The following is a 23,357-nucleotide window of genomic DNA, read 5'->3' as shown; positions in this document are numbered from 1 at the left end:
TGCACCCGGCGGGTTTAGGCGTTAGAAATCCATGTCGCCCATGCCGCCGGCGCCCTGCGGAAGCGACTTGGCACGCTTCTCGGGCCGGTCAGCGATCATGGCTTCGGTCGTGATCATCAGCCCCGCGACGGACGCCGCATTTTGCAGGGACACCCGCACCACTTTGGTAGGGTCGATGATACCGGCCTGGATCAGATCGGTGAAAGTGCCGGTCTGGGCGTCATACCCGAAGTTATAATCGTTGCTTTCAAGCACGTGGCCGGCGACCACGGCACCGTCATTGCCGGCATTCTCGGCAATCTGCCGCAAGGGCATCTGCACGGCCTTGCGCACCATGGCGATGCCGAAGCTCTGGTCGGCATTTTCGCCCTTCAGGCCGATCAGAATCTGGCTGGCACGGGCCAGGGCCACGCCGCCGCCTGGCACCACGCCTTCCGCAACCGCGGCGCGGGTGGCGTGCAGGGCATCGTCCACACGATCCTTGCGCTCCTTCACCTCGATTTCCGTCGAACCGCCGACGCGGATGACAGCGACGCCGCCGGCAAGCTTGGCCAACCGTTCCTGTAGCTTCTCGCGGTCGTAGTCGGAGGTTGTCTCCTCCACCTGGCCGCGAATCTGGCCGCAGCGGCCCTTGATCGCTTCCGGGTCGCCCGCGCCTTCGATGACGGTCGTGGTCTCTTTCGCGATCAGCACACGCTTGGCCTGGCCGAGCATGGCTAGCGTGACGGATTCGAGCTTGATGCCGAGATCTTCGCTGATCACCTGCCCGCCGGTCAGGATGGCGATGTCTTCCAGCATGGCCTTGCGGCGGTCGCCGAAGCCCGGCGCCTTGACGGCCGCCACCTTCAATCCGCCCCGCAGCTTGTTCACGACCAGGGTGGCCAGCGCTTCGCCCTCGATATCCTCGGCGACGATAACCAAAGGCCGGGTCGACTGTGCCACGGCTTCCAGCAGAGGCAGCAGAACCTGTAGGCCCGACAGCTTCTTTTCATGGATCAGGATATAGGGATTATCCAGATCGGCGGTCATTTTTTCTGGATTAGTAATGAAATAGGGGCTGAGATAGCCACGGTCGAACTGCATGCCCTCGACCACGTCCAGTTCCGTGTCCATGCCCTTGGCTTCTTCGACGGTGATGACACCCTCGTTGCCGACCTTCTGCATAGCTTCCGCAATCATGCGTCCGATCTCGGCCTCGCCATTGGCGGAGATGGTGCCGACCTGGGCGGTTTCGGCCTCGGTGGTGATCTTCTTGGTGCGCAAAGCCAGTTCCGCGACCAGAGCGGTCACGGCCTTGTCGACGCCACGCTTCAGATCCATCGGCGCCATGCCGGCGGCGACGGCGCGGCCGCCTTCGCGGAGGATAGCCTGGGCCAGAACGATGGCCGATGTCGTGCCGTCGCCCGCCAGATCGTTGGTCTTGCTGGCAACTTCCCGAAGAAGCTGCGCGCCCATGTTTTCGAACTTTTCGGCGAGCTCGATTTCCTTGGCGACTGATACGCCGTCTTTGGTGATGCGCGGCGCACCATAGCTTTTGTCGAGGATGACGTTGCGGCCCTTGGGGCCCAGCGTCACCTTCACGGCATCGGCCAGGATATCGACGCCGCGCAGCATCAGGCTACGCGCGTCTTCGCCGAAGCGAACGTCTTTAGCTGCCATGTCTGTTTTCCTACTCTTATGGTTCAGGCAGCGGCGGCGGTTTTGACGCCGTCTTCGATCACGCCGAGGAGATCGCTCTCCTTCATGATGACCAGTTCTTCGCCGTCGAGCTTCACTTCCGCGCCGGACCATTTGCCGAACAGCACGCGGTCGCCGGTCTTGACGTCCAGCGCCACCACGACGCCCTGCTCATTGCGGGCGCCCGGACCGGCGGCGACGATCTCACCCTCCATGGGCTTATCTTTGACATTGTCGGGGATGATGATGCCCCCGGCTGACTTTTCAGCAGGCGTGACGCGGCGTACGACAACGCGGTCGTGCAAGGGACGAAATTTCATAGGATGGGGTACTACCTGGTGCCGGCCGCTTGCGGCCGCTGCGCTGACCCGGTGCCATTGTGACACGCTTCGAGCAACCAGATCTTAGCACTCTATGCCTGAGAGTGCCAGCATTCTAACAATGCCGGTATCTCGACTGGCTGCGCGGGCCTCACCAGCGCGCGAGCCACCACCACCAGATCAGGGTGGAGCCGCCGGCCGCGTAAAGCACCGCATGCCATTTGGTCCGGGCGAAGGGCAGGAGTTTCATCTTGTTGACGATTCTGTTCCCGCAGCATTCGGTGCTGCGGCACCACGATGTTTCAGCGGTATCCGCAAAATAGCACGAAAACCGGCGGCCAGCGTGATGAAAACGCGCGGCCCGCCACACAAAGCCGGTGTCGCTCGTCATCCGCGCAAGCCCGGTGCGGCCTGCGCGGATGACGCTTCGCTAAAACGCCAGCTGCACCTTCATCGCGCGTTTGCGGTCATTCGCCCGTTCGAAGGCGGTGACGGCCTCCTCAATCGGATAGCTGCCGGTCAGAAGCGGTGTCAGGTCAACCCGGCCGCTGTCGATGAGCGATACCGCAAGCGGAAATTCCTCGTGAAACCGGAAAGAGCCGGTAATCAACAGTTCCTTCGCCACGATCATGTTCTGCGGCACCGACATATCGCCGCCCAGGCCCAGCTGCACGATGGTGCCGCGCGGCCGCACCACTTCCATGCCGGCACGCAAGGCGCGCTCATTGCCCGAGCATTCGAACATGACGTCGATCTGGCCCTTGTCGGCCAGATAGGGTTTCAGCGCGTCCGGGTCGGCCATGGTATTCAGGGCGCGCGTCGCGCCCAGCTTTGTCGCGATTGCCAGCGGCTCGTCGACAATATCCGTCACGATGATTTCGGCGGCGCCATGCAGATGGGCGGCCGCCACCACCAGCGCGCCGATCGGCCCGCATCCCGTCACCAGCACGCGGGCGCCGAGCAGCGACCCGGCGCGGGTCAGGCCATGCAGCACGACGGAAAAGGGTTCGGCCATGGCGAGTTCGGCGACTGACGCGCGCGTCGCCGTCACACATTGGGTCGCGTCACAGACCAGAACCTCCCGAAACCCGCCCTGGATGTGGGGCCAGGGCATGGCGCTGCCATAGAAGCGCATGTTCAGGCACTGGTTGGGCAGGCCCTTGAGGCAGAAGCGGCAGGCCCGGCAGGGGCGGCTGGGGTTCACCGCCACGCGGTCGCCGGGCTTCACGCCGGTCACATCCGGTGCGACCTCCGCAACCGTGCCGGCGATTTCATGGCCCAGGATCATCGGCTCCCGCACGCGCACCGCGCCGAAGCCGCCATGATTGTAGTAATGCAGGTCCGAGCCGCAGATGCCGCCCGCCTGAATTTTGACCGCAACCTGGCCGGGCTCCAGCGGCTCCACCGCCCGCTCCTCGATCCGCAAGTCTTTCGCAGCGTGAATGACGACCGTGCGCATGACGAAGATCCTTATTCGACTGGCGTGAGCAGCGGCTGGCCGGCGAAATGGGCGGCCAGATTGTCCCGCATCAATTGTCCCATGGCGCGGCGCGTTTCATCGGTCGCGCTGCCCAGATGGGGCATCAGCACGGTGTTGTGCAGCTCCGCGAAACGCGGATCGATATTGGGTTCATTGAGGAAGACATCGAGGCCGGCGCCGGCAATCTTGCCCGTTTGCAGTGCTTCGATCAGCGCCGCTTCATCGACCGTCGATCCGCGTGAGACATTGACCAGATAGCCGGTCGGGCCGAGGGCCTCGATCGCCGCCGCATCCATAATCGCGCGCGTGCCGGCGCCGCCGGCCAAGGTGATGATCACCACATCCGCCCAGGCGGCCAGCGTCTGCGGGGTCTCGAAAGCCTCATACGGCAGGCCCGGCTTGGCCGAGCGATTGAAATAGCCGATCTCGCAGCCGAAGCCGCGCGCGCGCTCGGCGGTGGCCAAGCCGATGCGGCCCATCCCGAGGATGCCGATCTTGCTGCCAAAGAAGCGCCGGGCCAGGGGCAGGGTACCGGATGTCCATTTGCCGGCGCGCACATGGGCGTCGGCCTTGGGGATGTCGCGCATGACGGAAAGTGCCAGTGCGATCGCCAGATCCGCGACATCGCCGGTCAGCACATCCGGCGTATTGGTGACGGGAATGCCACGTGCACGGGTGGCCTCGAAATCGACCCCGTCCACGCCGACGCCGAAACAGGTGATGATCTCAAGCGCGGGCAGGGCCGCGATCAAAGCAGCATCGGCCCCGGTATGGCCGCTGGTGAGCATGGCGCGCACCTTGCGGCATCCGGCCAGAAAAGCCGGCTTATCCGACGCCTGATCATAGCGGTGGATCAGAAACTGGCTTTCCAGCGGCGCGATATCCCGCGCCGGCAGCGGCGTTGCGATGAGGATTTCAGGGCGCGTGTCACCCACGTCGCTCGGTTGCGTCATGGCTTGGCCTTCCTTACTGGGGTCTTCTTGTTTGTGTTATCGCTATCATCATTTGGCGTCGAGGGTGGACCGGCGTCAAGCATGGCTCAATAGCCGCGCCTGGCCACCTCGGCGCGGACAATGGGCGCGACGCGCGTGCCGAACAACTCGATCGCTTTCATGATCTTGGCGTGCGGCATGGGGCCTACCGAGACTTGCAGCAGAAAGCGCTGGTGGCGGAAGATGGTGTGCTGGAACAGGATTTTTTCGGCCACCTGTTCCGGGCTGCCCACCAGAAGCGCGCCGCTGGGTCCACGCTGGCGGTCATATTCGGCGCGGCCCATCGGCGGCCAGCCACGCTCCGCACCCAGGCGATCCATGACGGATTTGAGGGGCAGGAAGAAGTCCTCCGCCGCCTCTTCGGTCGTCTCCCCCACGAAGCCGTGGCTGTTGATGCTGATGGGGAGTGTCGCCGGGTCGCGCCCGGCGCGGATGGCCTGGTCGCGGTAATAGTCCAGCAGCGGCGCGAAGCGCGCCGGCTCGCCGCCGATGATGGCGACCGCCATCGGCAGGCCCAGGCGCGCCGCCCGCGCGGCGGAGGCCGGCGTGCCGCCAATGGCGACCCAGATCGGCAATTTGTTCTGAAAGGGTCGCGGAAAGATCGGCTGATCGTCCAGCGCCGGCCGATGGCGCCCGGCCCAGGTGATGCGCTCCTCATCCCGCAGGCGCAGCAGCAGGTCGAGCTTTTCCTGAAACAGCGTGTCGTAATCGTCGAGGTCGTAGCCGAACAGCGGAAAGGATTCGATGAAACTGCCGCGCCCGGCGGTGATTTCGGCCCGGCCTTCCGACAATTGGTCCAGCGTCGCGAAATCCTGGAAGACGCGCACAGGGTCGTCGGAACTCAGCACCGTCACGGCGGTGGTCAGTTTGATGCGCCTGGTGCGGCTGGCGGCGGCGGCCAGAACCACAGCGGGGGAGGAGACGGCGTAATCCGGCCGGTGATGCTCGCCCACGCCAAAAACATCCAGCCCGACCTGATCGGCGAGTTCGATTTCCGCCACCAAATCCCGCAGGCGCTGCCCGGCGTCCGGCGCGCGACCGGTGGCCGGGTCCACAGCGGTTTCGCCGAAACTATAGATGCCGAGTTGCATGGGCTTTGGTCATTCAGAGATGGCGTTGAGCTGAGACAGAATTTCGGGAATTTCAGTTTGCACGGTAGTCCACACGATCTTCATGTCGATCGTGAAATAGCTATGGGCGATCCGGTTGCGCATTCCGCGCATCGCCAGCCAATGCCAATCGGAGTGCGCTTCGGTGAAAGCTTGATAGCGATCCATGATCTGGGTTGCCGCTTCGCCGATAATGATGATGCTCATAGCCACAGCCTGTTGCGTTCGCTTATCCAAGCGAAACGCGTCCAGACTCATTCCAGACACGAAGTCTCTGGCATTATCGGCCGCTCGCCGCATTTCATCCAAATATTGGGGGAGGCGGCTGTCGCTCACACCGGCTGAGCCTCGGTCAATACCCGCGCCAGAATGCTGTCTGGCAGATCGCCTGGCGTTCGGACATCGACCGGAACGCCCAACAGCAATTGCAATTCCTCCTGCAATGCGCCGAGGTCGAATAAGGTGGTGTCAGGTAGCGCATCGACCAGAATATCAAGATCGCTGCCGTCCTTGTCCTCGCCTTTCGCGACCGACCCAAAAACACGCGGATTTGTTACCCGATAGCGCCCGGTCAGCGCGCGGATGGCATGGCGTTGGGATGCGAGCGCGGTGGATGGCTTCATGACACTCCTCGGCGACCTGTTCGAATCACCCTATCACAAAATCCTCGGCGGCCAGAAAGGCGATCAGGTCCGTCAGGTTGCGTTGCAGCCGGGTGAAGCCGCTATGCCGTTCGATCCGCCGCTCGTCCATATAAAGGCCGCGCGAGACCTCGATCTGCAAGGCATGCACGCCGTCGCGCGGACGGCCGTAATGGCGCGTCACATAGCCGCCGGCATAGGGGTCGTTGCGCCGCACGGAATAGCCCAGACGCCGCAGGCATTGTTCCACCTTCGCCACCAGCCCGCTGTCGCAGGCGGTGCCATAGGCGTCGCCCAGCACGAAATCGGGCGTCGCCAGACCCATGGTGGAGGGCATGGAATGGCAATCGATCAGGAAACAGACACCGAAGCGCTGCATGGTCTGGTCAATCAGCTGGCGCAGCGCGGCATGATAGGGTTCCCAGCAGCGGCGAACGCGGTCCTCGGCTTCGGCGAAGCGCAGCTTATGACCGTAGATCGCCTCGCCGGAGGCGACGATGCGCGGCACGGTGCCCAATCCCGCGCCGATGCGCGCGCTGGTGGTGTTCACCCAGGGCGGCAGCGCATCCTCGAACATCTGCGGATCGAGTTCCCAGGGTTCGCGATTCGCATCGCAATAGGCGCGCGGAAAATGGGCGGACAGCATCGGGGCGCCGTAATCCGGGGCGGCGGCGAAAAGCCGGTCGACGCAATAATCCTCGCTCCGCCGCAAGGTGCGCGGTTCCAGCCGGCTTTCCGCCAGAAAGCGCGCGTCATAATCGGCGCCGGAATGGGCGGAGGAGAAGACGAGCGGCACCGTCTGCACGTCCGGTTGGGTCACGCTGAGCGGCGCGGTGACGGCTGAATAATTCATGCCCGCAATTCAAGCGCCCTGCCGCGCCCCTGTCATCAGGCAATCAGGCGGCGCTGCCCTTCTTTTCCGCGAGCGCCCGTTCTGTAACAGAATTGGCGATAGCGGCGGCGAGGCGCACATTGTTGCGGACGAGGGCGATATTGGCGGTCAAGCTGCGCCCTTCGGTCAGCGTCAGGATGCGGGAGAGAAGAAACGGCGTGACCGCTTTGCCCTCCACCCGCTGTAGCTTGGCCTCCTGCAAGGCTTCCTCCACCACGACCGCCATCAGGTCATAGGGAATGTCATCGGCAGCCGGGATCGGGTTGGTGACGAGCACGCCGCCGCCCAGGCCCAGGCGCTGCCGCGCCTGCATGGTGGCGGCGATCTGGCCCGGCGTATCGACCCGCATCGACACGCGCCAGGGGCTTTCCCGGCTCCAGAAGGCGGGCAGGTGGTCCGTCTGATAGCCCAGCACGGGCACGCCGCGCGTTTCCAGATATTCCAGCGTGCGCGGCAGATCGAGAATGGCCTTGGCGCCGGCGCAGACGACGGTGACGGCCGTGCGCGCCAGTTCGTCCAGGTCGGCGGAAATATCCAGACTGTCCTGGCCGTCCCGATGCACGCCGCCGATGCCGCCGGTGGCGAAAACCGCGATTCCGGCCAGTGCCGCGCAGATCATGGTGGCGGAGACGGTGGTGCCGCCGGAGCGGCCCATGGCGAGGGCGAATCCGAGGTCGGCCCGGCTCAGCTTCATGGGAGAAGGCGCATTGGCCAGCCGCTCCAGCTGCTCGGCCGACATTCCAACCAAGATTTCACCATCCAGCAAGGCGATGGTCGCGGGCACGGCATTGCCGGCGCGGCAGTCTGCCTCCACCTGTCGGGCCATCTCCAGATTCTGGGGAAATGGCATGCCGTGGGTGATAATGGTCGATTCCAGGGCGACGACCGGCCTTTGCGACTGTAACGCTTCCGCCACATCCCGAGACACTGTAATGGGTGGGGTCAAGGTCGCCGCTTTGTCGGCAAGGCTGGGCGAAGAGCCGTTCATGGGTTACAGCACCATTTCGCGATAGAGTGGTGAGACTTGGGGGCGCAGGCCCTTGCCCCGCATCTGTAGGGCAGTTCGCCCGTAGGGCAAAGAATATAGGGACCAGCGTGGCAGTGTTTGCTCCGCGCGCATCGGAATTGGGATTATGAAGGCGCTGAATGCGATCCGGATGGGAGGGGCAGAGGTTCTTCCCCTCGTCGAAGGTGGTAAGGGCGTCGCTGTCAGCGACGGCAATAGCTGTGGCCACTGGGCAGCCGGAGGCGGCGTCGGCACCTTCAGCGCCGTCAATGCCGATAGCTATGCCGCCGATGGCACGATCATCCGCCAGACCTATGAAGGCCGCACGCGGCGCGACCGACATGAGGAAATGATCGACTACGCCATCAAGGGCGGCATCGCCCAGGCGCAGCGCGCGCATGACATCAATGGCGGGCGCGGCCGGATCAACGCCAATATCCTGTGGGAGATGGGCGGCGCCGAGCGCGTGATCACCGGTGTGCTGGAAGGCGCCAAGGGGCTCATCAACGGCCTCACCTGTGGCGCCGGCATGCCCTACCGCTTGTCGGACATAGCGATGAAGTTCGGGGTCCATTACTACCCCATCGTTTCCTCGGCCCGCGCCTTCAGCGCGCTGTGGAAGCGCGCCTATCACAAGGCGTCCGACCTGCTGGGCGGCGTGGTCTATGAAGACCCCTGGCTGGCCGGCGGGCATAACGGCCTGTCGAACAGCGAAGACCCGTCCCGTCCGGAAGACCCGTTCCCCCGCGTGCTGGCGCTGCGCCGCCAGATGCGCGAATTCGGCCTGGGCGATACGCCCATCATCATGGCCGGCGGTGTGTGGTGGCTGGAGGAGTGGGAGGACTGGATCGACAATCCCGAACTCGGCCCCATCGCCTTCCAGTTCGGCACCCGCCCGCTGCTGACCCAGGAAAGCCCCATCGGCAATAGCTGGAAGCAGAAGCTGCTGTCGCTGAAGAAGGGGGATATTTTCCTCAACCGCTTCAGCCCGACGGGCTTCTATTCTAGTGCCGTCAATAACGACTTCATGCAGGAGTTGCGCGGCCGCAGCGAACGCCAGGTCGCCTATACGACCGAGGTTGTGGGCGAGCATACGGCCGAATTCGGCGTCGGCCCGCGCAAGCGTATCGTCTATCTGACGAAGCCTGACCTGACGCGCGTGCGGCAATGGGTGGCCCAGGGCTTCACCGAGGCGCTGCGCACCCCGGATACGACGCTGATCTTCGTGACGCCCGAGCGCGCCGGCCAGATCTATCAGGATCAGGTCGATTGCATGGGCTGCCTCAGCCAGTGCCGCTTCTCGAACTGGGGTCAGGAAGGGCCGGAATATACCAACGGCAAGAAGGCCGATCCGCGCAGCTTTTGCATCCAGAAGACGCTGCAAAATATCGGCCATGACGCGACGGATGAGTTCACGGCCGAGAACAACCTGATGTTCAGCGGCCATAACGGCTACCGTTTCAGCACGGACCCGTTCTATTCGAACGGCTTCATCCCGACCGTGCGGCAGCTGATCGACCGGATCAAGACCGGTCGCTGAGACGGAAGGAGGCGCGTCGCAGACGTGCCTCCTGACCGCCGAATGCGCTTGAGCCTTCGGCGAGGCCTGGGGCAGACTGCGCCCATCATGCAAAAATCTTCCCATGGCTGAGCTGAGCCGTGAGACGCTGGCCCTGCCGGGCGGCTCGGCGCAGGTGATATGGCGGCGCAGCGAGCGGGCGCGGCGCATCAGCCTGCGTATCGACGCGCGCCACGCCGCCGTTGTCGTCACCCTGCCGCCGCGTTCCTCCAAACGAGCCGGCATGGCGCTGCTGCTGGAAAACGGCACCTGGGTCTCCAGCCGGCTGGCGGCCTTGCCCAGCGGCGTTACCCTGGCCGCGGGCGAGCGCGTTCCGCTCGACGGCATTCCCCATGTCATCCATCACGAATCGGCGGCACGCGGCGCTGCCTGGGCAGCGGAGGGCGTGCTGCATGTGACGGGCGACGCCGATTTTCTGCCCCGCCGCGTGGGCGATTTTCTGCGGGCCGAGGCGCGGAAGCGCCTCTCAGCCCTGGCCTGTACCCATGCGGCGCGGATCGGGCTGAAGCCCCGTCGCGTTCTTATCAAGGATACCCGCACGCGCTGGGGCAGTTGCGCGCCGGACGGGTCGCTGGCTTTCAGCTGGCGGCTGGTGATGGCGCCGCCCTTCGTGCAGGATTATGTCGCGGCGCATGAAGTGGCGCATCTGCGCCATCTCAATCACAGCCCGGCCTTCTGGGGACTAGTGGCCGAGCTTTGCCCGGGCTGGGAGCCTGCGTCGGACTGGCTGCGTGCCGAAGGGCTCAGCCTGATGCGCATCGGCTGACCGCCCGCTTTTTGATCCACAGGAGTTTTGTCTTTGACTGCTATCTCAGAGCCGGCGGGCAGCGTCGTCCTGCTGACCACGGGGGGCACCATCGCATCCCGTCACGACGCCGCGTCAGGCAGTTTCGTCGCGGCCATCGGCGCGGATGACATGGCGGCGCTGGTGCAGGGCGTGCCGTCCGGCGTCACGCTGCGCACGGAAGATTTTTGCAACGTCAACAGCTTCCGCATGGACCTGCCGACGGCCTTCAGCCTCGCGCAGCGCATCGCATCCCTGCTGGCCGAGCCCGATGTGCTGGGCGTGGTCGTGACCCATGGCACCGACACGATGGAGGAGAGCGCCTTCCTCAGCGGTCTCACGGTGCCGTCCGGCAAGCCCGTGGTCTTCACCGGCGCGCAGCGCAATGCCGAGGAAGCCGATACGGATGGGCCGCGCAATCTGAGCGAGGCGGTGCAACTGGCGGCGTCGCCGGCCGCACGCGGCATCGGCACCGTCATTCTCTTCGATGGGGTTTTTCACGCCGCGCGGGATGTGCGGAAAACCCATACCTCGCGGCCGGGCACGTTCCATTCCGCCGATCACGGCAAGCTCGGTCTGGTCGATGACGGGGCCGTGCGTCTCTACCGTCGTCCGGTGGACCTGTGCCTGTTCCCGGTGCAGCGGGTGGAGCCGCAGGTTGAGCTGATCAAGATGGCCATGGGCATGGATGACCGCTTCATGCGATGGGCGATGGCGAACGGCACGCGCGGCTTCGTGCTGGAGGCTTTCGGCCTCGGCAATTGTCCGCCGGTTTTCGTGGACGCAACGCGCGCGGCCGTGGCGCAGGGCATTCCCGTCCTTGTCACCTCCCGCTGCGGAGAAGGGCGGGTGAAGCCCGTCTATGGCAATGGCGGCGGGGTTGACCTGGCAAAGGCGGGAGCGATTTTCGCGGGGGATCTGACAGGGCAGAAGGCGCGCATTCTGCTCTCTGTCCTGCTGGGCGATGTCGGCGCGGCCGGTCTCGACAGCGAAACGGCCTGGGCAGCTTTTACGGCCGCCGTGATGCGGGCTGCGGATTGAGATGTCAGTCTGCTGTCCCCGCGCAAGCTTTGCGCGGGGACAGCGTCGTTGTCAGAAGGTCTTCCAGTCACCGGCCGCTTCGAAGGCGGCAGCCGCCGCATAGATCGTGCTCTCGTCCCAATGCTTGCCGATCAGCATCGCGCCGACCGGCAGCCCGTCGCTGAGGCCGCAGGGGAGCGACATGGCGGGATGGCCGGTGACGTCGAAAGGCGCGGTATTTGCGATCATTTCGAAAGCCCGCATGATATAGGCTTCCGTTCCTTCCTCGCGTTCCGGCAGTTTGCTGGCCACGATCGGCAGGGTCGGCATCAGCAGCAGATCGTAGTCGCCCAATGCCTTGTCATAGGCGGCGGCCAGGCGGCGCGCGATGTTCTGCGCCTTGGCGTAATAGCGGCCGCGATATTTCGTCGTGAAATACTCGCCGATCAGCATGGAAATCTTGAGCGTGTCGGACAGGTCGTTGGCGCGCTCGCGCCATGAGGCATGGGCATCCATCAGACCGACGTTGTACTGGCCCTTCCAGTTAAAGCCCATCCCGTTGCCGTGCATCATCTGGGCCTGCAAACCTTCGTTCCCGATCGGCGTCCAGATATCCTTGCCGATGCGGTGGAACGGAATGCTGACCTCGGACACCTCCGCGCCGAGTTCCGCGAAACGCGCGCCGGCCGCACGCACTTTGGCGTCGACACCGTCCTGCGAATTGTCCCAGCCGAAACCCTCCGTCACGATGCCGATGCGCAGACCCTTCACGCCGCGACCGAGCGCTTCGGTATAGCGCGCCGTCGTGCAGCCCGTCTGACGCGGATCGAGCCCGTCCGGCCCGGCCAGAACTTCCAGCAGCAGCGCATTGTCGGCGACGGTCGCGGTCATCGGCCCGGTATGGTCGATCGTGCTTTCGATCGGCATCACGCCGGTATAGGGAACCAGCCCCCAGGTCGGCTTCATGCCGTAGATGCCGCAAAAGGCTGCGGGAATGCGGATCGACCCGCCTTGGTCGCCGCCGATTGCAAGATCGACCTCGCCGGCCGCCACCAGCGCGGCCGAGCCCGAGGAGGAGCCACCTGCCGAATAGCCCGGGCGATGGGGATTATGCACGGCACCCAGCGCACCCGTATGGCTGCCGCCCGAGAGGCAGAAGCTTTCGCAATGGGCCTTGCCCAGGATCGTCGCCCCGGCATCGAGCATGCGCGTCACGATCGTCGCGTCCTGATCCGGCACATAGCCTTCCAGCGTGGCTGCGCCATTCATCATCGGCACGCCGGCCAGACAGACATTGTCCTTCAACGCCACCGTCTTGCCGGCAAGCTTGCCTTCGGCCGCACCTTTGACGGTCGCCTTCACATACCAGGCGTTGAGCGGGTTTTCGGCGGCGTCCGGCTGGTAGCCCGGTGTGCGCGGATAGGTGACGATGGGCTTCTCATCCGGCAGTTCCGCGATGATACGGTAGGACGCGACCGCGCCATCCACGAGCGCGTGGAAGGTCTCCAGCTTTTCGGGGGAGAGTTCCATGCCCAGATCGAAAGCGATGTCTTCCAGTTGATCGAGGGTCGGCTTCTCAACGGCCATGCGACGTCATCCTTATTTATGAAATCGAAACGGAAAGGCGTCAGAAGGGAATAGCTTCGCTGCGCTTGATTTCGATCTCGACGAAGGCGATCGGGTGCGGCGAGCCGTTCATCACGTCATGCTTGATGCCGGACGGGCGGGCGTAGCTCTGGCCGAGGGTGAGCGGGTTTTCGATGATTGTCTCACCGTTATGAACGCGCAGCGTGCCGTCCGTGATCATGATGACGAAATAGGGCCAGCCGTGTTCATGCCAGCCGGTGGCGGCGCCGACCGGAAAATCCCAGCGCGTGATGCGCAGATCCTCGTCATCGCGTTGCACGGTCGGCACGGCGGGAATTTCGCAGGCAAAAGTCATGAGACGATGGGCTCCGCTGGGCGATGATGGATGGAGGAAAAAGCAGGCTCCGGGATGCTAGCACGGGCTTTGCCGCTGTCACGCCCCAGACCCGAGCAAATGCGCACCGATGTCGCATTGGCCCAGGCAATTGTCACAGGATGTCCGGGTGAGCATAAAATGTGCAGCCCGCACATGTCCGACATGCTTTTGTGCACTGCACGCGATACGAGGCTCGTCATCCCCGGCATTGTGCCGCGGATTCTGTCCTGCGGGCGCCCATGCCGATGGATGCCCGGCACGAGGCCGGGCATGACGAATTCAAGGGTCGTCCAGGCAATTCAGACACACCCGATGACGCCTTACCGGCTTTGGCATGGCGCTTGCGAAAAACGGTTTGAGCGACCGCGAGGTCGATCGGCTGTTTTGTTATTCGCGCTTCATTCATCGCAGGGAAATACGCATGAGCCAGTCACCCGGCACGCGCCGTGGCTTTTTGAAGCTGGGAGCCGCTCTCGGCGGCACCGCGCTGTCCACGCCGTTCATTGCCCGCCACGCGCTCGCGGCCGAGCCCATCAAGGTCGGCGTGCTGCTTGACCAGTCCGGCCCGTTGGGCCTCAGCGGCCAGCCCATGCTGCAGGCCACGCAATATGCGGCGAAGGTCATCAATGACCAGGGCGGCCTGCTCGGGCGTCCGGTGCAGCTGGTGACCTACGACACCCAGTCCAGCATGCAGCTTTATACGCAATATGCTCAGCAGTTGGCGCTGAAGGACAAGGTCGCGGTCGTGCAGGGTGGCATCACCTCGGCCTCGCGCGAGGCCATTCGCCCGATTTTCGATCGGTTCAAGACCCTCTATTTCTACAATACCCAATATGAAGGCGGCGTCTGCGACCGTGACATCTTCTGCACCGGCACCACGCCCGCGCAGACCGTCAGCCATATCGTGCCTTATGCGCTGAAGAACTGGGGCAAGAAGACCTATATCATCGCGGCCGACTACAATTACGGCCATATCACTGCCAAGTGGATGACCAAATACACCCGCGAGGGCGGCGGCCAGGTTCTGGAAACCGACTTCTTCCCGCTCGACGTCACGGACTTCTCCGCCACGATCAGCAAGATCCAGCAGGCCAGCCCGGATTTCGTGCTGTCTCCGCTGGTCGGCGCCAACCATCTCGGCTTCTACCGCCAGTGGGCCGCCGCCGGCATGAAGAGCAAGATCCCGGTCGCGTCCTCGGTCTTCGGCCTGTCGAACGAGCTGAAGTCGATGGCGCCCTCCGTGACCGACGGCATCATCTCGGCCTTCGGCTGGTACCCGACCGTGCCGGGCGCCGGTTCCACGTCTTTCTCGGACGGCATGGCCAAGATGTTCGGCCCCAACCTGCCGATGCTCAGCGAACTGGATTCCGCCTCCTACGAGGGCATGATGTTCTGGGCCGAAGGCGTCAAGAAAGCCGGAACCGTCGAGCGTCTGGCCGTGATCAAGGCGCTGGAAAGCGGCATCACCATCGACGGCCCCTCGGGCAAGGCGACGATGGACCCCGCCACCCATCACGTCATCCACAACGCCTATCTCGCCAAGGCCGTGGCCGGCGAATGGGCGATCCAGGACACCTACCCGGCGTCGCCGCCGGCCGATACGGCCGCCGTCTGCGACCTGATCAAGAATCCGCGCATGGACAAGCAGTTCATCGTCAACGTGGATTGATTTCGACCGGTGGCAGCGTGGGCCTCATCGCCCGCGCTGCCATTCCTGGACGGCCGTGAACCGGCATATTTGGCTTTAGGAGACGAGGCGTGGACCTTTATGGCCTTGTGGGCTTCAACATCCTGGTCGGCATCGGCACGATTGCCCTGATCACCGTGGGCCTCGGCGTGATTTACGGCATGATGAAAATCATCAACCTGGCGCATGGCGAGTTCATGATGCTGGGCGCCTATGCGACCTATGTTGCGAATACCCATGGCATCAATATCTGGATCGCCATGCTGATCATCGCGCCGATCTTCGTAGGCCTGGTCGGGCTTGTCGTGGAACGCTGCCTGATCCGCTTCCTGTATGGCCGCATGATCGACACCATGCTTGCCACCTGGGGGCTGAGCCTCGGCCTTATCGGCCTCATGACCAGCATTTTCGGCAATGACCCGCGCGGCGTACCCACCCCGGTCGGCAGCTTCTCCATCGGCCATTACGCGGCCAGCCTTTACGGCTTCGTCATCGTCGTCGTCGCCATCCTGGCGCTGGCCGGCTTCTATGCCATGCTCAGCCTGACGCGCTACGGCCTGATCGTGCGCGCGACCATGCAGAATCCCAATATGGCGGCTGCCCTCGGCGTGGCCCCGCCCACCATCTATATGGCGACCTTCGCGCTGGGCGCCGCACTGGCAGGCCTCGCGGGCGGTGTGCTGGCCCCCATTTCGGGCGTCTCCCCGGTCATGGGGGCTGCCTTCATCGCCAAGGCCTTTATCACGGTGCTGGGCGGCGGTGCCGCCATCGTCACCGGCACGTCGCTGGCCTCGGGCCTCTTCGGCTTCATCGACACCTTCGTTTCCTTCAAATCGACGCCCGTCATCGGCGAGGTGGCGTTGCTGCTCGCCGCCGTCGTCATGATCCGCATCCTGCCGCAAGGCATCACCGGCCGCTTTTTGCGGCGCAGCCTGTAAGGAGGAATGCGATGATCTTCCGTAAATTGAAGCGCGCGGATTCCGCGGGCGGCATCTGGGGCCCGGTTGCGGTCGTGGTGGCAGGTCTGGTGCTGCTGGTGGGCGCACCCATGGTGACCGGCACCTTCGGCCTGTTGCAGCTGACGGTGCTGGCGGCGCTCGCCATCTTCGCGCTGGCGCAAGGTTTCATCTGGGGCTTCGGCGGCATCCTGTGCTTCGGCCAGTCCGCCTTCCTGGGCCTCGGCGGCTATGCCTATGCCGTCGGCGCGCTGAATATGACCGACACGACCGGGGCCGTAGCGCTGGCTATCATCGTGCCGATGCTGTTTGCCGCGCTGCTCGGCTATTTCATGTTCTACGGCCGCATTTCAGACGCCTATATCGGCGTCATCACGCTGACCGTCAGCATCATCCTGTTCGATCTCTTCAATTCAACTTCGGGCGATATCTACCATATCGGCCAGGCGCCGCTGGGCGGCTTCAACGGCATTCCCTCGGTGCCGCCGCTGAACATTCCGGGCAATCCGGATGCGCAGCTCGACACCAACGGCCTTTGGTACGCGGCCATGGGTGCGCTGATCCTGTGCTATATTCTGCTGAAATGGATTTTGGCCTCACGCTTCGGCCGCGTCGTAGTGGCGATCCGCGAGAATGAAACGCGCGCCCAGCTTCTGGGCTATGACCCGCGCTTGTTCAAGCTGCTGACCTTCATCATCGGCGCCGGCATCTCCGGCCTGGCGGGCTGCCTCTATACCAATTGGGGCGCCTTCATCAGCCCGACCGTCTTCAGTCTGACGATGTCGGCCCAGGTCATCATCTATGTCCTCGTCGGCGGGCTCGGTACGCTGATCGGGCCGATTTTGGGCGCGGTCGGCATTCAGTATCTGATCAATGTCGCCGGCGGCCAGCATGTCATCGACCCGAACCTGCTGCTCGGCATCGTGCTGGTGGCCTTCGTGCTGCTGGTGCCGCAGGGCGTGGTGCCGGTGATCCGCGCCGGCTTCCGCCGCCTGATACCCGCCAAACAGCCGAGTACCACCCTGGCGCAACCCGTGTCGCAGGAGGCCAGCCGATGAGCGTTCCTTTGCTGGAAGCCGAAAACGTCACCATGCGCTTCGGCGGCGTCGCCGCCGTGCAGGACGTCAATCTGAAGCTGGAAGAGGTGGAACTGCGCTGCCTGATCGGCCCCAATGGCGCCGGCAAAAGCACCTTCTTCAAAATCCTCACCGGCCAGTTGCGTCCGACGGAAGGCGTGGTGCGCTTTCGCGGCCAGGACATCACGGGCGCGCATCCGCATGTGATCGCGCGGCTGGGTGTCGGCATCAAGACGCAGGTGCCGAATGTCTTCAACGGGCTGACGGTGCGCGAAGGTATCGGCATCGCGGCAGGCCGCAAGAAGTCGCTGCGTCATGCGCGGCAGATCGTCGATGAGACGATGGAGCTGCTGCAATTGTCGCCGATCGCCGACCGCATGGTGGGCCAGCTCGCTCATGGGCAGCGGCAATGGGTGGAAATCGCGACCGTGCTGGCGCAGGAGCCGGACCTCATCCTGCTCGATGAGCCCGCCGCCGGCATGACGCATGAGGAAGTGCTGCGCACCGCCGAGCTGATTCGCGAAATCAACAAGAAGCAGGCGCTGGTCGTGGTGGAACACGACATGCAGTTCATCCGCATGATCGCCAAGACGGTGACGGTCTTCAATCGCGGCAAGATCCTGATCGAGAATCAGGTCGAAGCGGTTCTGGCCGATCCCGGCGTGCGCGACGTCTATCTCGGAAAGCAGGCCCACTGATGTTGAACGTCACGGATCTCCGCTCCGGCTACGGCCGCATTCCCATCCTGGCCGGCATCAACCTGTCGGTGAAGGATGGCGAATTCGTCGGCATCCTCGGCCATAACGGCATGGGCAAGTCGACGCTGCTGCGCACGCTGATGGGCTATCTGCCCATGACCGGTGGCGATATTGCGTTCGACGGCAAAAGCCTCAAGGGCCTGTCGCCCACGGCGCGCGCGCGCATGGGGATAGGCTATGTGCCGCAGGGCCGCGAAATCTTTTCCAGCCTCAGCGTCTATGAAAACCTGCGCATGGGCTGCCTGCTGGCGAAGCAGGCGGAAAAGCCGACCATCGACTCGATCCTCGCGGATTTCCCGCGCCTGGAACGCCTGCTGGAGCGTCCGGGCGGCGCGCTGTCGGGCGGCGAGCAGCAATTGCTGGCGCTCGCCCGCTGCCTTTGCGGCGGCCCGAAATTCATTCTGCTCGATGAACCGACGGAAGGCATTCAGCCCTCCATCATCGAGGAGATGATCGACACCCTGCAAAAGATCGGACGCGAAAAGGGGCTGACGATTCTGCTGGTGGAGCAGAATCTGAACTTTATTACGTCTCTCTCGGAACGCGTGCTGATTCTGCAAAAAGGCCTCATCATCCGGGAAGTGCCGCCGCATGTGGCCAAAGACCGTGCCATGATGGAGGAATTCGTCGGCATGGTGTGACGGCAAGACGCTGTCGGGAAGAGGCGGAAACGCTATTGGTTGCGTCATGCCCGGCTTAGCCAGCCGCGCCTTATGCCGGGCATCTACCCATTGCGGCACCCGGACGGCGTTTGGGCGCCGCAATGGGTAGACCCGCGGAACAAGTCCGCGGGTGACGATAAGGGAGCGTCTCCATCTTGTAACGGTTCGGTGATGTGTTAGGCTGAAATCATTGCGTCATCACTTCCAGCAATGGCGGCACCATGATCATCACATTTGGCTTGGTTGCGTTGTTTTGCGTCGCGGTCATCATCGTTCTTCAGATGGCCCATGTCTCTGACAAATCCTTCACCGATTATGCGGTCGCGAACCGCTCTTTCGGGCCGTTCTACCAGGCGATGTCATTCCTCAATACCTGGTGGCCGGGCGGCATCTTTCTGGCCATTACGGGGCTCGCCGCCAGCGGCGGCGTGATTTCCTTCTATTTCCTCGTCTACAGCCTTCTCACCGTCGTGCTGATGTATGTCATGGCCGAACGTGTCTGGGTCTGGGGCAAGCTGTTTGACCTCAAGACGCAGCCGGATCTTTTTGCACTGCGGTATAACTCGCACGGCATGTCGGTGATCGGCGCCATCGTCGGCATCATTTCCGGAATCCCCTGGCTGATCCTGGGCTTTAAGGGATTGGGCGATCTCTTCCAGGCCCTGTCTTTCGGCAAGCTGGGCGCGACGGAAGCCGTCATCGCCGGCGTGCTGCTGATGGTTGTCCGCCAGTTCTGGACCATCCGCATGGGCATGCGCGGCGTCATTCTGTCCGACATGCTGCAAGGCGTGGCCGCCTATATCGGCGGCACCATCATCATCATCGGCCTGATCATCTGGCTCGCCTTCGGCCATGGCTTCAGCCTCGCGAAGCTGCCGGCGGCGCAGGTGACGCTGCCGGGCCTGGGGTCGGGCGTCGGCCCGCTTTACGTCTTCGCCATCATCTTCTCCGGCGCACTCGGCGGCTGGTGTTGGCCCTCCATCTTCATCCGTCTCTACACGGCCAATAGCGTGCGGAGCGTGCAGCGCGCGGGTGCCTTCGGCGCGCCGCTGTCTTTCCTCTTTGCCGGCGGTCTCGTCATTCTCGGCCTGCTGGCGAGCTTCCTGCCGGAAGTCGCCAAGGCGCCGGAAGCGATGTGGTTCACTGTCTGCCAGATGGCGGGCGGACCTTTCCTGCTGGGCCTCGGCGGTGTCGTCGTGCTGGCGGCGACCATGGGCAATGTCGACGGCGGCATTCAGGCCTCCGGCGCGCAGATCGCCAATGATATCGTCGGCGTCTACAAGCCTTTGAACCACAAGCAGTCGGTCATCGTCGCCAAGGTCGGCATGGGCGTCGTCACCATCATCGCCGCCTGGCTCTCCACCATTCAGATTCCGCATCTCTTCATGCTGGCGATTCTCTCCTATCAGGGCATCATCCAGTTGGCGGTGCCGCAATATCTCGGCGTCTTCTGGAAGCGCGGCAATAAGGCGGGCGCCATCGGTGGCGTGGTCATCGGCTTCGCGGCGGCGATCATTCTGCAAAGCCTCTACCCGACCAGCATCGGCTGGGCCTGGGGTCTGACATCGGGCGTCATCGCGCTCGTCATCAACTTCCTGGTCTATGCGGCCTGCGCCTATCTTCTGCCGGTCTCGGCCGCCGAGGCGACGCGCGTCGATGGCTTGTTCGACCTCACATCGACCCGCACACCCTCGGCCGGCGCTGTCAGCGCGCTGGCCCTCAAACCCCGCCGCGCTTGATCGGCACGGACAGAAGCAGAAAGGCAAAGCCATGGTTTCCGTGACACCGCGCTCCAGCTTCGTGAGTATCTGGTTCGTGCTTGATGCCGTGCTGGCTCTCTTTCCGCCCGTCTATTGGATAGCGGGCGGGCCGACGCCACTGATTGCCGGCATTCCCTGTTCCATCGTCTATTTTGTTGTGCTGACGGCCTTCATCTGCGGCAGCCTCATCGCCGCTTATATCGATGACGAAAAGCGGGGAGCCTTCCGGGTCTCCACGCCATGAGCTTTGACACCATTATCGTGGGCGCCGGTTCTGCCGGTTGCGTGCTCGCGAACCGCCTTTCGGCCGATCCCGTCCGGCGCGTCCTGCTGTTGGAAGCAGGGCGTGCCGCGCCGCTCAATTCCGATATTCCGGCCAACTGGCCGGCCATGTTCAATACCAATGTCGATTGGGGCTATCATACCGAGCCGCAAGCCGGCTGCCGGGGACGTCGCATCTATTGGCCGCGCGGCAAGATGGTCGGCGGATCGGGCGCGCTGAACGCCATGATCTATATCCGTGGCCTGCCGTCCGACTATGACGGCTGGGCGGCCGAAGGCTGCGCCGGCTGGGGCTGGCAGGACGTGCTGCCGGTCTTTCTCAAATCGGAAAGCAATCTCCGCCTCGGCAATGCGCCTTTGCATAGCGCGGGCGGGGAACTGACGATTTCCGATCCTGCCTATGTCGATCCGCATGAAGTGCTATGGCACCAGGCGGCGCAGGCGGCCGGTTTCCCGAACAATACCGATTTCAACAGCGCGGTTCAGGAAGGGGTCGGCTGGTTCCAGCAGACCGTGAAGGACGGCGAGCGTTTCGGCACCGGCAAGGCCTATCTGCGCCCGGCGCTGGACCGGCCCAATCTCACGCTGCGCACCGGTGTCACCACCACGCGCATCCTGATCGAAAACGGCCGCGCCAAGGGTGTCACCATTCTGGATCGTGGCGTGCCGGAAACGATCTATGCCGATGAGGTCGTGCTTTCTGCCGGCGCCATCGGCTCGGCGCAATTGCTGCTGCTGTCGGGCATCGGCCCGGCCGATGAACTGGCCGAAGTCGGTGTCGCTTCCGTCCATAATCTGCCGGGTGTCGGCAAGACCTTGCGTGACCACATCAATATCCCGATCAGCTTCGCCGCGCGCGACAAGATCGGAATCGGCGGCATGACGGGCGCCGAACTTGATGCCGCAACGGAAGAGTGGCTGGCAACGAAACAGGGGCCCTTGTCCTCCATCTGGGTCGCGGCCGGCGGTTTCGTGAAAACGGCGCCGGATGTCGCGGAACCCGATATTCAGCTGTATGGCGTCATCTCCGGCCATCGCGATCATGCGCGCTATATGGCCTCCGGTCCCGGCATCACGCTTCATGCAACCTTGCAGCGCCCGAAGAGCAACGGCGAATTGCGCCTGCGCTCGGCCGATCCGCTGGAATACCCAAGCCTCGATCCGAAATACTTCTCCTCCGATCCTTCCGGCTATGATCTGGCAACGATGATCGCCGGCGTGAAGCTCAACCGCCGCATTGCCGCACAGTCGCCTCTGGCGGAGCTGATCGCGCATGAGATGACGCCGAGCGCGGAAGCGGTGACGGATGAGGCGATCGGCGAGTTTATCCGTGGGCAATGCACGACGCTGTACCATCCAACCAGTACCTGCCGCATGGGCGTGGATGCCGGTGCGGTGGTGGACCCAAAGCTTCGCGTTCACGGCATTGAGGGGTTGAGGGTTGCAGACGCAAGCGTCTTCCCGAATATGATTTCCGGGAATACCAATGCACCCACGATCATGGTGGCCGAGCGCGCCGCGATCTTCATGGGTGCTGCACCAGGGTTAGAGAAGGCAGCCGCGTAATGGCCAAGAAGATCGGTTTCGTCTGGCACGAACGCTATATGTGGCACAATACCGGCATGGCGGCGGGCTCCATGCCGGCCGGCGGTTTTCTGGAACCCGATATCCATATCGAGAATCCGGCCGCCAAGCGCCGTATGCGCAACCTGCTGGACGTGACCGGCGTGCTGGATCACCTCACCACCATCAAGCCGCGCGCCGCGACGGAGGAAGAAGTCCTGCGCATTCATACGCCCGACTATATCGAGCGGGTGAAGGCGATGAGCGCGCTGGGATTCGGCGACGGCGGCGAGCTCGCCCCCATCGGCAAGGATTCCTGGGAAATCGCGCTGCTCTCGGCCGGCGGCTGCATCGAGGCGGCCGACAAGGTTTGGACCCGCGAGCTTGATCAGGCCTATGCGCTGGTGCGCCCGCCCGGCCATCATGCCGAGCGTGATCGCGGACGCGGTTTCTGCCTGCTGGCCAATGTGCCGATCGCCATCGAGCATCTTCGCAAGACCTATGGCGTCACGCGCATCGCGACGGTCGATTGGGACGTGCATCACGGCAATGGCGCGCAGGCCATCTATTACGATGACCCCGGCGTGCTGACGATTTCGCTGCATCAGGATCGTAACTACCCGCGCGACTCCGGCGCGATCGGCGAGCGCGGGGCAGGGGCCGGCTTCGGCGCCAATATCAATATTCCGCTGCCGCCTGGCTCCGGCCATGGCGCCTATCTGGCCGCTTTCGACCGCGTGGTACTGCCGGCGCTGGCGCAGTACAAGCCCGAGATGATCATCGTGCCCTCGGGCTTCGATGGCTGTGCCATGGACCCGCTGGGCCGGCAGATGCTGGTGACGGAAACCTATCGGGAAATGACGGCCCGCATGGTGCAGGCAGCGAACGCGCTTTGCGGCGGCCGTCTGATGTTCAGCCATGAGGGCGGCTATTCGCCGGCCTATGCGCCCTGGTGCGGTCTGGCGGTGATGGAGACGCTGGCCGAACTACCGGCGACGCCCGATCCGTTCGTGCATTTCGCCAGCATGGGCGGGCAGGAATTGCAGCCCTGGCAGTCGGCCATTCTGGACGAGGTCGCGGCGCTGATCCCGGAAATTCCGGGTTAGCGTCGTTCGTACTGGATCGAAATCGCATCAGCGTTATCCCCGCT

24 protein-coding genes are annotated in these 23,357 nt (G+C 63.7%); 12 read left to right on the top strand and 12 right to left on the bottom strand.

Features of this window, described 5'->3' with window-relative positions:
* Positions 1-21: 21 nt before the first annotated feature.
* The 10 genes from groL to ASILVAE211_RS14490 all read right to left on the bottom strand — a co-directional run bounded on the left by groL (position 22) and on the right by ASILVAE211_RS14490 (position 8,099).
* Positions 22-1,659 carry a chaperonin GroEL gene (gene groL / locus ASILVAE211_RS14535; RefSeq protein ID WP_227322058.1) on the bottom strand — a complete coding sequence of 546 codons (1,638 nt, stop codon included), beginning with the start codon at positions 1,657-1,659 and terminating at the stop codon, positions 22-24.
* Positions 1,660-1,682: 23 nt separating this feature from the next.
* Positions 1,683-1,997, bottom strand: a complete 315-nt coding sequence (locus tag ASILVAE211_RS14530) for a co-chaperone GroES (protein WP_227322057.1) — start codon at positions 1,995-1,997, stop codon at positions 1,683-1,685.
* Between the two features lie 151 nt (positions 1,998-2,148).
* Complete coding sequence (locus tag ASILVAE211_RS14525; RefSeq protein WP_227322056.1) at positions 2,149-2,388, bottom strand: hypothetical protein; 240 nt, start codon at positions 2,386-2,388, stop codon at positions 2,149-2,151.
* A gap of 39 nt (positions 2,389-2,427) precedes the next feature.
* Complete coding sequence (locus ASILVAE211_RS14520; RefSeq protein WP_227322055.1) at positions 2,428-3,456, bottom strand: L-idonate 5-dehydrogenase; 1,029 nt, start codon at positions 3,454-3,456, stop codon at positions 2,428-2,430.
* 11 nt (positions 3,457-3,467) lie between these two features.
* Entirely contained in the window at positions 3,468-4,430 is a 963-nt protein-coding gene (locus tag ASILVAE211_RS14515) for a 2-hydroxyacid dehydrogenase (protein WP_227322054.1), read from the bottom strand.
* A gap of 86 nt (positions 4,431-4,516) precedes the next feature.
* The gene (locus ASILVAE211_RS14510) at positions 4,517-5,560 is read right to left on the bottom strand and encodes an LLM class flavin-dependent oxidoreductase (protein ID WP_227322053.1); all 1,044 of its coding nucleotides are present in this window, start codon (positions 5,558-5,560) and stop codon (positions 4,517-4,519) included.
* A 9-nt stretch (positions 5,561-5,569) separates the two neighbouring features.
* The gene (locus ASILVAE211_RS14505) at positions 5,570-5,914 is read right to left on the bottom strand and encodes a HepT-like ribonuclease domain-containing protein (RefSeq protein ID WP_227322052.1); all 345 of its coding nucleotides are present in this window, start codon (positions 5,912-5,914) and stop codon (positions 5,570-5,572) included.
* Positions 5,911-6,201: a nucleotidyltransferase family protein gene (locus tag ASILVAE211_RS14500; protein WP_227322051.1), complete on the bottom strand. Its 291-nt coding sequence runs from the start codon at positions 6,199-6,201 to the stop codon at positions 5,911-5,913. Before ASILVAE211_RS14500 ends, ASILVAE211_RS14505 begins: the two co-directional genes overlap by 4 nt.
* A 25-nt stretch (positions 6,202-6,226) precedes the next feature.
* Positions 6,227-7,072, bottom strand: a complete 846-nt coding sequence (locus tag ASILVAE211_RS14495) for an N-formylglutamate amidohydrolase (RefSeq protein ID WP_227322050.1) — start codon at positions 7,070-7,072, stop codon at positions 6,227-6,229.
* 43 nt (positions 7,073-7,115) lie between these two features.
* Positions 7,116-8,099 (bottom strand): pseudouridine-5'-phosphate glycosidase, encoded by a 984-nt coding sequence (locus ASILVAE211_RS14490; protein WP_227322049.1) that lies wholly within the window; start codon positions 8,097-8,099, stop codon positions 7,116-7,118.
* Positions 8,100-8,244: 145 nt separating this feature from the next.
* Here ASILVAE211_RS14490 and ASILVAE211_RS14485 point away from each other — a divergent pair, with 145 nt between their 5' ends.
* The 3 genes from ASILVAE211_RS14485 (at position 8,245) to ASILVAE211_RS14475 (ending at position 11,521) form a co-directional block, all read left to right on the top strand.
* The gene (locus ASILVAE211_RS14485) at positions 8,245-9,657 is read left to right on the top strand and encodes a nitronate monooxygenase (protein WP_227322048.1); all 1,413 of its coding nucleotides are present in this window, start codon (positions 8,245-8,247) and stop codon (positions 9,655-9,657) included.
* 103 nt (positions 9,658-9,760) lie between these two features.
* The gene (locus ASILVAE211_RS14480; protein WP_227322047.1) at positions 9,761-10,462 is read left to right on the top strand and encodes a M48 family metallopeptidase; all 702 of its coding nucleotides are present in this window, start codon (positions 9,761-9,763) and stop codon (positions 10,460-10,462) included.
* Between the two features lie 33 nt (positions 10,463-10,495).
* A complete protein-coding gene (locus ASILVAE211_RS14475) occupies positions 10,496-11,521 on the top strand; it encodes an asparaginase (protein ID WP_227322046.1) in 1,026 nt (341 codons plus the stop codon).
* Positions 11,522-11,572: 51 nt separating this feature from the next.
* Here ASILVAE211_RS14475 and ASILVAE211_RS14470 read toward each other — a convergent pair whose 3' ends face one another.
* Positions 11,573-13,087 carry an amidase gene (locus ASILVAE211_RS14470; protein ID WP_227322045.1) on the bottom strand — a complete coding sequence of 505 codons (1,515 nt, stop codon included), beginning with the start codon at positions 13,085-13,087 and terminating at the stop codon, positions 11,573-11,575.
* A gap of 40 nt (positions 13,088-13,127) precedes the next feature.
* Positions 13,128-13,442 carry a cupin domain-containing protein gene (locus ASILVAE211_RS14465; protein ID WP_227322044.1) on the bottom strand — a complete coding sequence of 105 codons (315 nt, stop codon included), beginning with the start codon at positions 13,440-13,442 and terminating at the stop codon, positions 13,128-13,130.
* A gap of 442 nt (positions 13,443-13,884) precedes the next feature.
* On the opposite strand from ASILVAE211_RS14465, the gene ASILVAE211_RS14460 reads away from it, so the two are divergent.
* The 9 genes from ASILVAE211_RS14460 (at position 13,885) to ASILVAE211_RS14420 (ending at position 23,313) form a co-directional block, all read left to right on the top strand.
* Positions 13,885-15,132 (top strand): urea ABC transporter substrate-binding protein, encoded by a 1,248-nt coding sequence (locus ASILVAE211_RS14460; RefSeq protein WP_227322043.1) that lies wholly within the window; start codon positions 13,885-13,887, stop codon positions 15,130-15,132.
* An 89-nt stretch (positions 15,133-15,221) separates the two neighbouring features.
* Positions 15,222-16,088: a branched-chain amino acid ABC transporter permease gene (locus ASILVAE211_RS14455; RefSeq protein WP_227322042.1), complete on the top strand. Its 867-nt coding sequence runs from the start codon at positions 15,222-15,224 to the stop codon at positions 16,086-16,088.
* Positions 16,089-16,099: 11 nt separating this feature from the next.
* Positions 16,100-17,164 (top strand): branched-chain amino acid ABC transporter permease, encoded by a 1,065-nt coding sequence (locus tag ASILVAE211_RS14450; protein ID WP_227322041.1) that lies wholly within the window; start codon positions 16,100-16,102, stop codon positions 17,162-17,164.
* Positions 17,161-17,880: an ATP-binding cassette domain-containing protein gene (locus tag ASILVAE211_RS14445; protein WP_227322040.1), complete on the top strand. Its 720-nt coding sequence runs from the start codon at positions 17,161-17,163 to the stop codon at positions 17,878-17,880. Before ASILVAE211_RS14450 ends, ASILVAE211_RS14445 begins: the two co-directional genes overlap by 4 nt.
* Positions 17,880-18,581 (top strand): ABC transporter ATP-binding protein, encoded by a 702-nt coding sequence (locus ASILVAE211_RS14440; protein WP_227322039.1) that lies wholly within the window; start codon positions 17,880-17,882, stop codon positions 18,579-18,581. Before ASILVAE211_RS14445 ends, ASILVAE211_RS14440 begins: the two co-directional genes overlap by 1 nt.
* Before the next feature lie 242 nt (positions 18,582-18,823).
* The gene (locus ASILVAE211_RS14435; RefSeq protein ID WP_227322038.1) at positions 18,824-20,341 is read left to right on the top strand and encodes a sodium:solute symporter family protein; all 1,518 of its coding nucleotides are present in this window, start codon (positions 18,824-18,826) and stop codon (positions 20,339-20,341) included.
* Between the two features lie 31 nt (positions 20,342-20,372).
* Positions 20,373-20,606, top strand: coding sequence for a hypothetical protein (locus ASILVAE211_RS14430; RefSeq protein ID WP_227322037.1), 234 nt, complete (start codon positions 20,373-20,375; stop codon positions 20,604-20,606).
* Positions 20,603-22,210: a GMC family oxidoreductase gene (locus ASILVAE211_RS14425; RefSeq protein ID WP_227322036.1), complete on the top strand. Its 1,608-nt coding sequence runs from the start codon at positions 20,603-20,605 to the stop codon at positions 22,208-22,210. The genes ASILVAE211_RS14430 and ASILVAE211_RS14425 overlap by 4 nt, the downstream gene beginning before the upstream one ends.
* Positions 22,210-23,313 carry a class II histone deacetylase gene (locus ASILVAE211_RS14420; RefSeq protein ID WP_227322035.1) on the top strand — a complete coding sequence of 368 codons (1,104 nt, stop codon included), beginning with the start codon at positions 22,210-22,212 and terminating at the stop codon, positions 23,311-23,313. The genes ASILVAE211_RS14425 and ASILVAE211_RS14420 overlap by 1 nt, the downstream gene beginning before the upstream one ends.
* Positions 23,314-23,357: the final 44 nt, after the last annotated feature.

The organism is Acidisoma silvae (assembly GCF_020618775.1).
GTDB classification, from domain to species: Bacteria; Pseudomonadota; Alphaproteobacteria; order Acetobacterales; family Acetobacteraceae; genus Acidisoma; species Acidisoma silvae.
The sequence above is the reverse complement of the archived record's forward strand: the minus strand, read 5'-3'. Positions and strand labels throughout refer to the sequence as shown.